The 12,424-nt window shown below is 68.8% G+C and carries 14 protein-coding genes and 1 tRNA gene; 8 read left to right on the plus strand and 7 right to left on the minus strand.

The window, feature by feature from the left end; all coding sequences use genetic code 11:
- Window positions 1-131, minus strand: a 131-nt coding sequence (locus tag ACIQ1T_RS03325) for a flagellar basal body protein (RefSeq protein WP_395943454.1), incomplete at its 3' end; no start/stop codon positions are given.
- Between the two features lie 14 nt (window positions 132-145).
- Complete coding sequence (gene flgF, locus ACIQ1T_RS03330) at window positions 146-886, minus strand: flagellar basal-body rod protein FlgF (protein WP_395943114.1); 741 nt, start codon at window positions 884-886, stop codon at window positions 146-148.
- 177 nt (window positions 887-1,063) lie between these two features.
- On the opposite strand from flgF, the gene ACIQ1T_RS03335 reads away from it, so the two are divergent.
- The 8 genes from ACIQ1T_RS03335 (at window position 1,064) to ACIQ1T_RS03370 (ending at window position 6,700) form a co-directional block, all read left to right on the plus strand.
- A complete protein-coding gene (locus ACIQ1T_RS03335) occupies window positions 1,064-1,738 on the plus strand; it encodes a flagellar basal body-associated FliL family protein (RefSeq protein ID WP_395943115.1) in 675 nt (224 codons plus the stop codon).
- 2 nt (window positions 1,739-1,740) lie between these two features.
- Window positions 1,741-2,781 (plus strand): flagellar motor switch protein FliM, encoded by a 1,041-nt coding sequence (fliM, locus tag ACIQ1T_RS03340; RefSeq protein WP_395943116.1) that lies wholly within the window; start codon window positions 1,741-1,743, stop codon window positions 2,779-2,781.
- Window positions 2,781-3,356 (plus strand): DUF6468 domain-containing protein, encoded by a 576-nt coding sequence (locus ACIQ1T_RS03345; protein ID WP_395943117.1) that lies wholly within the window; start codon window positions 2,781-2,783, stop codon window positions 3,354-3,356. Before fliM ends, ACIQ1T_RS03345 begins: the two co-directional genes overlap by 1 nt.
- A 17-nt stretch (window positions 3,357-3,373) precedes the next feature.
- Entirely contained in the window at window positions 3,374-4,255 is an 882-nt protein-coding gene (locus ACIQ1T_RS03350; RefSeq protein ID WP_395943118.1) for a MotE family protein, read from the plus strand.
- Between the two features lie 301 nt (window positions 4,256-4,556).
- A complete protein-coding gene (locus ACIQ1T_RS03355) occupies window positions 4,557-4,796 on the plus strand; it encodes a DUF3297 family protein (RefSeq protein ID WP_304936870.1) in 240 nt (79 codons plus the stop codon).
- Between the two features lie 43 nt (window positions 4,797-4,839).
- Window positions 4,840-6,288, plus strand: coding sequence for a M20/M25/M40 family metallo-hydrolase (locus tag ACIQ1T_RS03360; protein WP_395943119.1), 1,449 nt, complete (start codon window positions 4,840-4,842; stop codon window positions 6,286-6,288).
- 48 nt (window positions 6,289-6,336) lie between these two features.
- Window positions 6,337-6,423, plus strand: a tRNA-Leu gene (locus ACIQ1T_RS03365).
- Window positions 6,424-6,484: 61 nt separating this feature from the next.
- Window positions 6,485-6,700 (plus strand): hypothetical protein, encoded by a 216-nt coding sequence (locus ACIQ1T_RS03370; protein ID WP_395943120.1) that lies wholly within the window; start codon window positions 6,485-6,487, stop codon window positions 6,698-6,700.
- Between the two features lie 55 nt (window positions 6,701-6,755).
- Here ACIQ1T_RS03370 and ACIQ1T_RS03375 read toward each other — a convergent pair whose 3' ends face one another.
- The 5 genes from ACIQ1T_RS03375 to ACIQ1T_RS03395 form a co-directional block, all read right to left on the minus strand.
- Entirely contained in the window at window positions 6,756-8,462 is a 1,707-nt protein-coding gene (locus ACIQ1T_RS03375) for a M56 family metallopeptidase (RefSeq protein ID WP_395943121.1), read from the minus strand.
- The gene (locus tag ACIQ1T_RS03380; protein ID WP_395943122.1) at window positions 8,459-8,833 is read right to left on the minus strand and encodes a BlaI/MecI/CopY family transcriptional regulator; all 375 of its coding nucleotides are present in this window, start codon (window positions 8,831-8,833) and stop codon (window positions 8,459-8,461) included. The genes ACIQ1T_RS03375 and ACIQ1T_RS03380 overlap by 4 nt, the downstream gene beginning before the upstream one ends.
- A 133-nt stretch (window positions 8,834-8,966) precedes the next feature.
- Window positions 8,967-9,788, minus strand: coding sequence for a hypothetical protein (locus tag ACIQ1T_RS03385; RefSeq protein ID WP_395943123.1), 822 nt, complete (start codon window positions 9,786-9,788; stop codon window positions 8,967-8,969).
- 122 nt (window positions 9,789-9,910) lie between these two features.
- The gene (locus tag ACIQ1T_RS03390; RefSeq protein ID WP_395943124.1) at window positions 9,911-10,948 is read right to left on the minus strand and encodes an oxidoreductase; all 1,038 of its coding nucleotides are present in this window, start codon (window positions 10,946-10,948) and stop codon (window positions 9,911-9,913) included.
- Window positions 10,949-10,955: 7 nt separating this feature from the next.
- Window positions 10,956-12,380, minus strand: coding sequence for a short-chain fatty acyl-CoA regulator family protein (locus ACIQ1T_RS03395; RefSeq protein ID WP_395943125.1), 1,425 nt, complete (start codon window positions 12,378-12,380; stop codon window positions 10,956-10,958).
- Window positions 12,381-12,424 lie beyond the last annotated feature (44 nt).

A 12,424-nucleotide genomic window follows, 5' to 3' on the forward strand; every position in this document is an offset into this window, starting at 1 on the left:
AGCAGGTCCTGGAACTCGGCGCGCTGCTTCTTGAAGCCCACCGTGTTCATGTTGGCGATGTTGTTGGAGATGACCTCCACGTTCAGCTGTTGGGCGGCCATGCCCGAGGCTGCGGTTCTGAGCGCGCGCATTGTCCGGCTCTCCCTTAAGCGGCCTTGCCGAGGCGCTCGACGGCGCGACGGCTGAGGTCGGTAGTGTTCTCGATCATCCGCGTGACGCTTTCGTAGGCGCGGTTGATCTCGACGAGGTTGGTGATCTCGACCAGCGAGTTGACGTTGGAGGCTTCCAGCGAACCCTGATGGATCTGGGCGTCCGTCGCCTGGATCGGCTGGGCGTTCGAGGTGTTGCGATAAAGGCCGTCGCCGCCTTTCTCGAGCACGCCCAGGGCGTCGAAGCGCACGACCGACATCTGGCCGACGATCTGGCCGTCCTGGGTGATGGTGCCGTCCGCGCCCACGGTCGGAGGGCCCAGTTCGGGGTTCAGCACGATCTCGGCGCCGCCGCCGAGCACGGCCTGGCCCTGTTTGGTCGTCAGCCGGCCTTCGGGATCCATGGTGAAGGCGCCGTCGCGGGTATAGGCCTCGCCGTTGGCGCCGTCGCGAACGGTGAAGAAGGCGCCCTCGCCGGCGATGGCGAAGTCCAGGGTGCGGCCCGTCTGCGACATGGAGCCCTGGCCGAAATCGCGACCGACGCCGTTGTCCAGCACGAAGCTGGCCGAGGGGCGAATGGCGTCGTTGCGCGCACGCTCGCCGATCTCCGTGCCGACCATCAGCTGTTCGACCTTGAAGCCGGTCGTGTTGGCGTTGGCGATGTTGTTGGCCACGATGTCGAGCTCGCGGCGCAGCGTCATCTGACGGGACAATCCGATATAGGCGGCGTTTTCCACGAGGGCATGCTCCTTCGCTTCGACCCTCGCAACGGTCGTGCCAACAGGGTTAACCCAGGCGGAATGCGGGTTTGAGCCGGTTCAAGCTTGGCGGCGCCCGGCAAAAACTGCCGTTTGTAAACGTCGCGTTAACCAAACCCGGCCGATCTTCCCCATGAGATTCTTCGGGGCGCGCGTATGTTCAAGTTTGGCAAGAAGAAGGGCGAGGCGAACGCCGACGCCAATCTGCCCGCCGTGCAGGAAGGCGAGGGCGTCGAGGGCGAAGAGGGCGCGCCGAAGAAAAAGAAGCTGCCGATCCTGTTCATCATAGCGCCTGTCGCCATTGTGGTGCTGGGCGGCGGCGGGGCCGCGGCCTTCTTCATGTTGAAGCCCAAGCCCGCCGAGGCCCATGGAGAGGAGGCGGCCGCCGCCGGCCATGGCGAGGAGAAGGCCGACGCCAAGGGCGGTCATGGCGAGGCTAAGAAGGCCGAGGGCGGCGGGCACGGCGCGCCTGCGGACGGCGCCGAGGCCGATCCGGCGCTGGGCAAGATTGCTGAAGGCCCCGACGGCGTCACCTTCTACACCCTGCCGGACATGGTGATGAATATTCAGTCGCCCGACGGTCGGCCGACCTTCCTGAAGCTGAAACTGACGCTGGAGATGCACGACGCCGAGGTGGCGACGCACCTGCAGTCCGAAATGCCGCGCCTCCAGGACATGTTCACCGGCTTCGTGCGCGAACTGCGTCCCGAGGATCTCAGCGGCTCGGCCGGCACCTATCAGTTGCGCGCCGAGCTGCTGCGTCGGATCAACATGATCGCCGCCCCCGGCAAGGTCGACGCCGTGCTGATCGAAGAAATGCTGGTGCAGTAGGCATGACCGACGTTTCGTCTGATCCCTTCGGCGGCCTCGGCGATCCCACGGACGCCCTGTCCGAACGCGTCCTGAACCAGGATGAGATCGACAGCCTGCTGGGCTTCGATCTGGGCGACGACGACGGCTCCGAAAAATCCGGCATCCGGGCCATCATCAACTCGGCGCTCGTCTCGTACGAACGCCTGCCGATGCTGGAGATCGTGTTCGACCGCCTGGTGCGGCTGATGACGACGAGCTTGCGGAACTTCACCTCGGACAACGTCGAGGTGTCGCTGGACAATATCTCGTCGATCCGGTTCGGCGACTATCTGAACTCCATCCCCCTGCCGGCCATCCTGGCGGTGTTCCGGGCCGAGGAGCTGGACAACTACGGCCTGCTGACGGTCGATTCCAACCTGATCTATTCGATCGTCGACGTGCTGCTGGGCGGCCGTCGCGGCACGGCGGCCCTGCGCATCGAAGGCCGGCCCTACACCACCATCGAGCGGGTTCTGGTGCAGCGGATGGTCGAGGTGGTGCTGAACGACGCCCGTCAGGCGTTCGAGCCCCTGACGCCTGTCCACTTCAATCTGGATCGTCTGGAGACCAATCCTCGCTTCGCCGCCATCGCGCGTCCGGCCAATGCGGCCATCCTGATCAAGCTGCGGATTGACATGGAGGATCGCGGCGGCCGGATCGAGCTGCTGCTGCCCTATGCGACGCTGGAGCCGATCCGCAAGATGCTGCTGCAACAGTTCATGGGCGAGAAGTTCGGCCGCGACAACATCTGGGAAGGCCACTTGGCCACCGAAATCTGGACGACGGAGACCGAGGTTAGGGCCGTGCTGGACGAGCAGATGATGCCCCTATCCACCGTGTTGAACCTGAAGGTCGGCGACACGATGATGCTGAACGCCACGCCGGATTCGGAAGTCTCGATCCGCGCCGGCGCCATTCCCCTGACCACCGGCCGCATGGGCCGCAAGGGGCAGCATATCGCAGTCCGCATCGAAGGTCCGGTGAACCCGGAAATCGCATCCCGCATAAGAGGACCCCGCTGATGGCCGGCATGATCATGGACGGGGTTCTGATGCTGCTGCTGGTCGCGGCGGTCGGTTACGGCGTCAAGCTGGAACGCAAGCTGGCGGCCTTTCGCGCCGGCCAGGTGGCCTTCGCGCAGGCGGTGACCGAACTGAACGCCGCCGCAGGTCGCGCCGAGACGGCGCTGGCGACCCTGCGCGCCTCCGGTCAGGAAACGGACCTGCTGCACGACCGGATCATCAAGGCCCGCGAGGTGAAGCAGCAGCTCGAGGTGCTGATCGCCCGCGCGCCCGCCGCTCCGACGCGCGTTCGCGAGGAAGAGCCTGCGCCGCGCATGGAGGCCGCGCGCCCGGTCGCCACGCCCGCCGCCCTGGTGAACGACGACGACGAACGCGCCCGTCGCATGGCGGCCCTGGCCGAGCGCATTCAGGGCATGGCCGCTCCCACGACCCCGCAGCGCGCGGCTCCGACCGGGCGCGATAATGTCGCCGCCATCGTCCAGGCCCTGACCGCCGTGGGCTCCGCTAACCAAACTGCAAAACAAAGCCTCAACGCCGCGCGTCGTAATCTCGACGACGATCTGTTCGCCGCCTGAGTTCGGAACCCCAGTCCATGGCCCGCATCCCCCGCCTTCTGCCCCTGATCGCCGTCGCCATCGGCGGGGTGGTCGCCGTGCGCGCCGTCGGCGTCGCCCCGGGCCTGTTCGAGGGCGCCAAGGCCTGGGCCGAGGAGGCCGCACCCGCCGCCGCAGGCGCGCCGCCCAAGCCGGCCCCTGCCGGCACCTGCGCCCTGTCGCCGGAACAGCTGGCCCAACAGGCGGGCATCTCGCCGGCCGAGCTGAAGATCATTCAGTCGCTGTCGGCGCGCCGCACCGAACTGGACGCGCGGGACCAGGACTTCGCCACCACCTTGCCGCTGATGGTCGCCGCCGAACAGAAGCTGGACGCCAAGGTCCAGGCGCTGGAAGCGCTGAAGACCGAGATGAAACAGATGCTGGGTCAGGTCGACGAGCGCGAAAAGGCCGAAATCGACCGTCTGGTCCAGGTCTATTCCGCCATGCGGCCCAAGGAGGCCGCGCCGGTCATGGCCTCGCTGGAGGATCGGGTGCGCCTGCCCGTCGCGGCCGCCATGCGTCCTCGCACCTTGGCCGCCGTCATGGCCCAGATGACGCCGCCCCAGGCCAAGGAACTGACCGAGAAGCTGGCCGCCCGTTTCCAGGCGCAGCAGATGGCCGCTCGCGCCGCGGCTGCGGAGGCCGCCGCGCCGCCGCCCGCCGCGACCCCGGCGGTCCAGCCGGCCGCGACGCCCGGAACCGTAACGCCCGTCGCCGCTCCGGCCGCCCAGGCGTCGCGTCCTGCGGCGCGCCAGCCGGCCCGTCGCCCCGCCGCCCGCCCCGCCACGCGACCCGCCGCCTCGACGCCGGCCGCCGCCGGTCCTCAGGCCTATCAGCCCTCCGGCGCCGCCAACGCCCAGCCGCGCCAGACGGTGCAGTGATCCGATCCGGATTCATGCGTATTCGGATGATCTCGACAAGCTAACCATTCGGTCGGATTATCCTCGCACGCTCCTTCAGAGAGCGATTGCATCGAGGACGACGCGCCATGATCGGCGAGGTTTTGTATATCGCCCACCGCTTCCGGCGGGCCCTGCTGCTCGCCGCGCCGACGCTGGCGGCCGGCTGGATCGCGCTGGTCGCACATCATCACCACCTGTTCTGATCGGCGGTTTCGGTTGGCATCAGCCCCGGTCGCGGCTATCACCGCGCCTTCCCGATATTCGAGCCCGCCGAACGATCATGTCCGACACGCCTCCCGACCGCCTTTCCGTCGATCCGTCTAGCCCCTTCCATGACGCGGACGTGCTGCAACGCGGCGTCGGCATCCGCTTCAAGGGCGAGGAAAAGACCAACGTCGAGGAATATTGCGTCTCCGAGGGCTGGGTGCGTCTGGCCCTGGGCAACCGGGTCGACCGCAAGGGCAAGGCCCTGACGGTCAAGCTGCAGGGCGTTGTCGAACCCTATTTCCAGAACGGCTGAGGTTTTCTAGGGTCCGGCTCTTCCCCGAGTCTGGAGCCTGCCGATGCCCCTTCGCCTGTTGACCGTCAGCGCGCTCGCGCTTGGGCTCGTCGCTGCCGCTTCCCAGGTCCAGGCCCAGGACGCCGTGACGGTGGACCGGGCCATCGCCGTCCGCGACGCCGCGCTGAGGTCGAACATCGCCCTGGACTATGTCACCCAGCTGACGACCCGTTTCGGGGCGCGTCCGGCGGGGTCCAAGTCGGAACAGGACGCAGCCGCCTGGGCCGCCGACTATCTGCGCGCCAACGGCTTCCAGAACGTCCGCATCGAACAGTTCCCGCTGGTCGGCTGGGAGCGAGGCGAAGGCTCCGCGGCCATCGTCGGCCGCAACGCACAGACCCTGGTCGCCGCCGCCCTGGGCCATTCGCCGGCGACGCCGCGCGGCGGGGTCGAGGCGGACGTGATCCGTTTCTCCAGCCTGGAGGATCTGCAGGCCGCGTCCGACACCGCCGTTCGCGGCAAGATCGTCTATGTCGATCTGGGGCAGATGCACGCCATGCAGGACGGCTCGGGCTATGGTCCCCAGACCCGCGTGCGCGGCGCCGGCCCAGGCGTGGCGGCGACCAAGGGGGCGTCGGCCTTCGTCATGCGTTCGGTCGGATCGGACGAGGACCGGATGCCCCACACCGGCACCACCCGCTATGTCGACGGCAAGCCGACCATTCCGTCCTTCGCCCTGGCCGCGCCTGACGCCGATCAGGTCAGCCGTCTGATCGCCATGGGCGAGCCTGTTCGACTGAAACTGACCTCGACCGCCCATACCTACGAGACCCACAGCCAGAACGTCATCGGCGACCTGCCCGGCGCGACCCGGCCGGACGAGGTGATCGTGCTGGGTTCGCACATGGACAGCTGGGACCTGGGCACGGGCGCCATCGACGACGGGGCGGGCGGCGCCATTACGGTCGCGGCGGCCAAGGCCATCGCCGACAGCGGGCGCCGTCCGGCCCGGACCATCCGCGTCATCTTCTATGGTTCCGAGGAAGTGTCCCAGCCGACGCCCCAGACCGGCAACGGCGGCGGGGTCTACGCCCGCAATCAGGGGGCGGCGCTGGAGAAACACATCATCGCGGGCGAGAGCGATTTCGGCGCCGACCGGGTCTATGCGCTGCGCCTGCCGGCGGGCGCCCAAGGCTCCGCCTTCCAGAAGGCGGCGACGCGGGTTCTGTATCCGATCGGCGTCCTGGCCTCGAACGCGGTCGAGACCGAGGGCGGCGTCGATGTCGGCCCGATGGGGCCGCTGGGCGTGCCCTTCTTCGGCCTGGCCCAGGACGGAACCCGCTATTTCGACCTGCACCACACGGCCAATGACACCCTGGACAAGATCGACCCGGCGCAGCTGAGCCAGAACGTCGCCGCCTGGGCCGGTCTGGTCTGGTTGATCGCCGATTCCGACGTCGATTTCCGCGCCATGCGGCCGGCGAACGCGCCTGTGGCGACCTCGGGCCATTAGGCCGCTTGGAGGCGCGGTCCGGTTCTGTCTATAGAGCCGGACCGGTTCGCGGGCGTGGCGAAACTGGTAGACGCAGCAGACTTAAAATCTGCCGGGCGAAAGCCCTTGCCGGTTCGATCCCGGCCGCCCGCACCAAACTGTTGAGAACCGGACGTCGCGCATCGACTCTGTCGACGAACCGCCTTCTACCGGGCTCATGAAACAGCTGACGTCGACCGAGTGGGCCCGCATGCGGGACCGGATCATCACTCTCAGCCTGCCGGATCGCGGGCCCGTCGTCCGGGGACAGTGGGTCGCCTGGCTGACCGCGCGACCGGGACAGGGCTGGTTCTACCCCATGGCCGACAACATCCATTTCGGCGCCCAGGCCGACGCCGACGCCTTCCGGCACTGGATGATGGCCACGGCCTGAGTGAAAGACCCGCCCCCGTCGGGGGCGGGTGACGCCGGCTTGAAGCCGAAGCCGGTCAGGTCGGGTTGCGAGCCTCGCGCGCCAGGCGGTCGGCCTGGCGTTCCAGATCGTCGGCGCGGATCGGGAGATCCCGGCTGAGGGCGATCAGTTCGGCGTCCGTGACGGTGTTTCCGCGTGCACGGTTCTCGGCGATCTGGCGAGCGCGATAGGCGGGATCGCGCAGGCGCGTCGCTTCGGCGCGCATGTCGTCGGCGCCCTTGCGCAGGCCCTCGGCGCCGCGGCCCATGTCGAGGCGGGCCTGTACCCTTTGGCGGCCCGCCTGTTCCCGCGTCCGTTCGGCCGCCTGTCGAACCTGCTGCGCATGCACTCTGACGGCCTCCGCCGAGATGCGGGCCTGAGCGCCCGCATTCCGGGCGATCTCGGCCTGTTGACGCGCCTCATCGGCCTGTTGGCGCGCTTCATCGGCTTGACGGCGGGATTCGGCGGCCTGGGCGCGGGAGGTTTCAGCTCGGGCGCGCGCGTCTTCCGCCTGGGCGCGGGCCATCATGGCGACGCGCTCCTCTTCCGGCGTGGCGGTCCGGACGTAGACGTGGCTCGAACTGTAGGTCGGGGGGGCAGGCGGAGCAGGCGGAGCAGGCGGAGCAGGCGGAGCGGGAGGGGCAGGCGGCGCGGGCGGCGCGGGCGGTGCGGGCGGTGCGGGGATCTCGGCGCTCGACCAGGGAGCGGGCGGTTCCGGCGGTGTGGGCGGCAGGGGGGCTTCGGGCGGGGCCGGCGGTGCGACGGGCGCCTCCCAGCCCTGCCGGCTCAGTTCGAGGGCGGCCAGGGGCGTGGCGACGGCGGCGAGGGCGGCCACGGTCAGGGCGACGGTCAGTGGGCGACGGCGGGACGGAACGTTCGACATGATGCAGGCGATCCTTGTCTTCAGGGTGTGGGCGTCGGCGGCCATGGGGCTGGCGGCGCACGGGATGAAACGAGGGGCGGGATGGGCGGCCAGGCGGACCAGGGTGCGGGCGTAGACTTGGCGATCCACTGTGGTCAGGGCTGCGGCGTCGGCCGCCTCCTCGGATCGGGCGACCAGTTCGATATGCAGGCGCCAGACCAGCGGATTGAACCAGAACAGGGCCAGGCTGATCCGCGACAGGATCAGGAAGACCCAGTCCTTGCGCCGCAGATGGGCCAGTTCGTGGGCGAGGATGGCGGGCGCGGCCTGGCGCTCGACCAGGCTGGCCGGATCGACCAGGATGACGCCGGGCGTCGCGCCCCAGCTGAGCGGGCCGGACAGGTGATCGCTGGCGACCAGGCGAGGGCGATCGCCGGACGTCTGGGTCTCCAGCGCGGTCAGCCAGACGGGGCATTTCACGGCGCGGCCAGCGCGGGTCCAGCGAGCCAGGGTGTGCAGCCCCAGCAGCAGCCGACCGGCGACGGCGGCGCTCCCGACCAGCCAGACGGTTCCGATGACCAGGACGGCCGTGGGCCAGGGCAGGGCGCCCGAGACCTCGACCCCGGCGATGGGGCCGACCTCGCCCTGCCACATCGGCAAGGCCGGTGACGTGGGCAGGGGGGCGGCGGCGGGCAGAAGCGCCAGTTTCAGCGACGGTAGGATCGCCATCACCACCGGCAGGGCCAGCAGCAGGACGGTCACGCCGCGCAGGATGTCGACCCGGTCGACCGGCCGCTGGGCCAGCAGGCGCGAACAGACCAGGCCGGCGCCGGCGATCAGGCTGGACTTGACCAGCAGGGACAGCAACAGGGCCCAGCTCACGACTTGCGCTCCACGGCGTCGTCGATGGCGCGCTCCAGGGCGGCGGCCTCGTCCGGCGTCAGGGTCTGGCCCAGCCCCAGCAGGGCTGTGGCGGCGCTGGCGGCCGATCCGGCGAAGAAGGTGTCGATCATCCGCTGCAGGGCGCCGGCGGCGACCGTCTCGGTGCGCTGGACCGGGCTGTAGACATAGCCGTCCGGACCCGAGGCCCGTTCGACCAGGCCCTTGGCGTCGAGCCGCGACAGCAGGGTGCGGACGGCGGAATCGCTGAGCGGGTCGGACAGGGCGTTGCGCACGGCGGCCGCCGTGCCGGCTTCGAGCCGACACAGGGTCTCGAAGACCTCGCGCTCTCGGCGGGGCAGGGACTCGATCACGCGCTTCTCCGTTTCATGTCCGCTACATTTGTAGCGTTACATGCGTAGCGGATTGCGTCGGGATTGAGGCGAGCGGATGAACTCGCGGTTAGGCGAGGCGGCAGCTTGGCGTCCGCCGGCTCGCCCGCTCAGCTCAAAGGATCGTCACTGTGGCGGGATCACAGAAGTAATAGCCGCAGAAGTTGATATAGGGCCGCCGGTCGCAGGTTTCGGGATTTCTGATGGGGTTTCCCGCGCCGTCTAGGTTCGTGGCGGGGGTCGATCCGGGCTTGTGGGACCAATAGTCGTTGGCGTCCTTGCGGTACCAGTGGAAATCTTCATTCGGCCAGATGACCAGACAGATGATTTGGCCGACGTCCGGATTCCTATCAGGATCGGGCGTCGGCGCCTGGCCGTCCCGTACCGAGGCGGCTCCCACATTATCGCAGCTGAACTGCGTGTACATCTGGCCGCTGCCGCGACCCGGCTGGGCGAAGGAGTTGGTGATCAGGTCGTTGGCGTAGTTGTAGCAATTGTTGTTGCGCATGATGAACGGGTCGTCGTTCCAACGTCCCGGGTCGTAATGAGGGGCGGCTAGGGCGTTTGGAGCCGGTGGGTTCTGAAAACCGTCCAGAGCCTGCAGAACCACTTCCCTCGCTGCGTCGGACACAGCCGATCCGGCGCTGTCCAGCAGGAAACGTTCAACGGAATGGTCGGGCATTGTGACAAGACTGTCGTCCTGGCGCGTCAACTGCCGATTGTAGATGAAGGCGCGTGTCGGCAGGAGGCCTTTGCTGGCGGTCTCGATGGTAAATCCGCGAAAACCCAGTGCGCTCGGCGGACCCGAGGGTTCAATGCCGAAGGCGTCGCCGGGTCGCAATAGGGCGTCGTTCAGCGCCTGCGCCTGTTCGACGGTCAGGGTCCACTTAGGGTCGGGTCGGCCGGAGTAGATGTGGAGCGTTACGGTGACGGACATGAAATCCTCCTGATTGCACGCATAACGTGTTATCTTGGGCTCAATAAATCAACCTGAAGTTGCTCTTAAGTATGTTTTTCTTTCAAGGGGCGAAGCCTGTGGGGCGTTAGACCGGGCGATGCCTACAGAACGATTTCTCGCCCCTCGGCCGCGCTGCGCAGGCCGGCGTCCAGGATCCGCATGACGGTCAGGGCCTGGTCGGCGGGGACGGGCGGCGGACCCTCGCCCAGAACGGCGTCGCGCACGGCGGCGTAGAAGGCGGGATAGTCGCCGCGTTCGGGCGTCGGCGTGGTGCGGACGGTCTCGCCGTCGATCAGTTGGCTCAGGACGCCGGGCGACGGGTCCAGACCCCAGTCGGGGTCGCCGGGGCGCAGGCCGGCCTTGGACTGGCCCTCCTGGGCGTCCAGCCCGTGTTTGACGAAACTGCCGCCCGTGCCGTGGACGACGTAGCGCAGGCCGGATTCGGCGGCGAGATGGCCCATGTTCAGGATCACCCGCAGCCGGTCGTAACGCAGCAGGACGTGGGCGTAGTCGATGGCCGTCGCCCCTACGCGCTGGGCCTGCAGATCGGCATAGACGCCCAGAGGCGCGCCGAACAGTTGCACCGCCTGATCGACCAGATGGGGGCCAAGGTCGGCCCAGACGCCGCCGTCTCTCTTGTCCTTCCAGCGGTCGGTGACGGCGGGGCGGAAGCGGTCGTAATGGCTTTCGAACACGGCGACCTGGCCCAGTTCGCCCTCGGCGATCAGGCGGCGCAAGGTCAGGAAGTCGGCGTCCCAGCGGCGGTTCTGGAAGACGCTGAACACGCCCGGCGCCTCGGCCGCCACGGCGGCGACGGCCTCGGCCTGCTCGAGGGTGACGGCGAAGGGTTTGTCGACGACCACCGACTTGCCGGCCTTCAGGGCGGCGATCGCCTGTTCGGCGTGCAGGGCGTCGGGCGTGGCCACGACGATCAGGCCGATGTCGGCGCGGGCCAGGGCGGCGTCCAGATCGGGCAGGACTTCCACGTCGGGCAGGTCGGCGTGGACCGCCTCGGGCCGGGACGAGACGACGGCGCGCAGGGTCAGGCCAGGCGTGGCCCGGATCAGGGGGGCGTGGAAGGTCTGTCCCGCCAGGCCGTAGCCCAGGACGGCGACGCCGATCGGATCGTGTGAGGTCATGCCCCGATCAATAGCGGTCCGGCCCCGGTCCATCCAGCACATAGGGCACGACGCCGCGCTCGTTCTCTGGCACCCGCAGGGCGCGGCCCAGGGGCGGGAAGGCGCGCTGGGTGCAGTCGGTGCGCTCGCAGATGCGGCAACTGACGCCGATCCGGGTCGCGGGGCCGTTCAGGTCCAGACCGGCGGCATAGACCAGGGACCCGGCGTGTTCGACCTCGCAGCCCAGGGACAGGGCGTAGCGGCGATCCTCGGCGAGGTAGGAGCCGCTGGGCTTGGACACGCTGCGGGCGATGGAGATGTAGCGGGATCCGTCCGGCATCTCGGCCAGCTGCACCCCGATCCGGTCGGGCGTGGCGAAGGCTTCGTGCACGTTCCACAGGGGGCAGGCGCCGCCGAACCGGGCGAACTGGAAGCGGGTGGCGCTGTGCCGCTTGGTGATGTTGCCGGCCATGTCGACGCGGGCGAAATAGAAGGGCACGCCGCGCCAGCCGGGGCGCTGCAGGTTCGACAGCCGGTGGCAGACCTGTTCGAAACTGACCTGGAACCGGGTGCGCAGCCGGTCGATGTCGTGCTTCTCCTCGCGCGCCGCCTCCAGGAAGGCGCGATAGGGCAGCAGCAGGGCGCCGGCGGCGTAGTTGGCCAGGCCGACGCGGGCCACGTCGCGCGCCGCCTCGGTGCGGAAGGCGGCCTGGTCCAGCTCGGTCTCGATCAGGTCGCGGAAGGACAGCAGGGCCAGCTGGTGCGCCAGCTGGAAGGACCGGGTCGCGCCGGGCCGCCAGGCGTCCAGCGTCAGGACGCGGCTGACGGGATCATAGCGACGCAGGGCCTCCTGACCCGCCACATTGACCACTCGGACGCCGTGGATCCGGGCCAGGGCCGTCTCCAGCGCCCGTTCGATCTGGCCCTCGTTGGGCAGGGTCGCGGCCAGGGCCTCGGCCGCCGTGTCCAGGCTGTCGATATAGTTGTCGCGGTAGTGGAAGAAGTCGCGGACCTCCTCATAGGGCAGCAGGGCGACGCTGGCGCCCAGTTCGTCGCGGCCCAGGGTTTCGTCCAGCGCCTTCACCCGCTCGTCCATCTGACGGAAGGCCTGATGCAGGGCCAGGAACTGCCGCGCCAGTTTCGGCGCATTGACCACGGCCTGTTTCAGCTCGGCGGCGGTGGGCGGTTCCGCCTGTCCGGCGATGTCCGTGGTGGCTTCGCGCAGGTCGGCCAGCAGCCGGGCGTCGCCCTCCAGATCGAACAGGCTGGCGTCGACGTGGAAGGCGCGGGTCAGGGCGATCAGCACCCGCGCCGTCGCCGGCCGCTGGTTGGTCTCCAGCTGCGACAGATAGGAGGGCGACAGGCCCAGCCGTTCGGCGCAGGCTTCCAGCGTCCAGCCGCGCGCCTCGCGCAGCTTCCTCAGCTTGGCGCCCAGAAAAAGCTTCTCAGCCATTCGCAACTTCGCAGATCAAGCCGTCGTCCTTTGCAAACCCCCGC

It is taken from the genome of Brevundimonas sp. (assembly GCF_044336875.1).
Taxonomy (GTDB): Bacteria; Pseudomonadota; Alphaproteobacteria; order Caulobacterales; family Caulobacteraceae; genus Brevundimonas.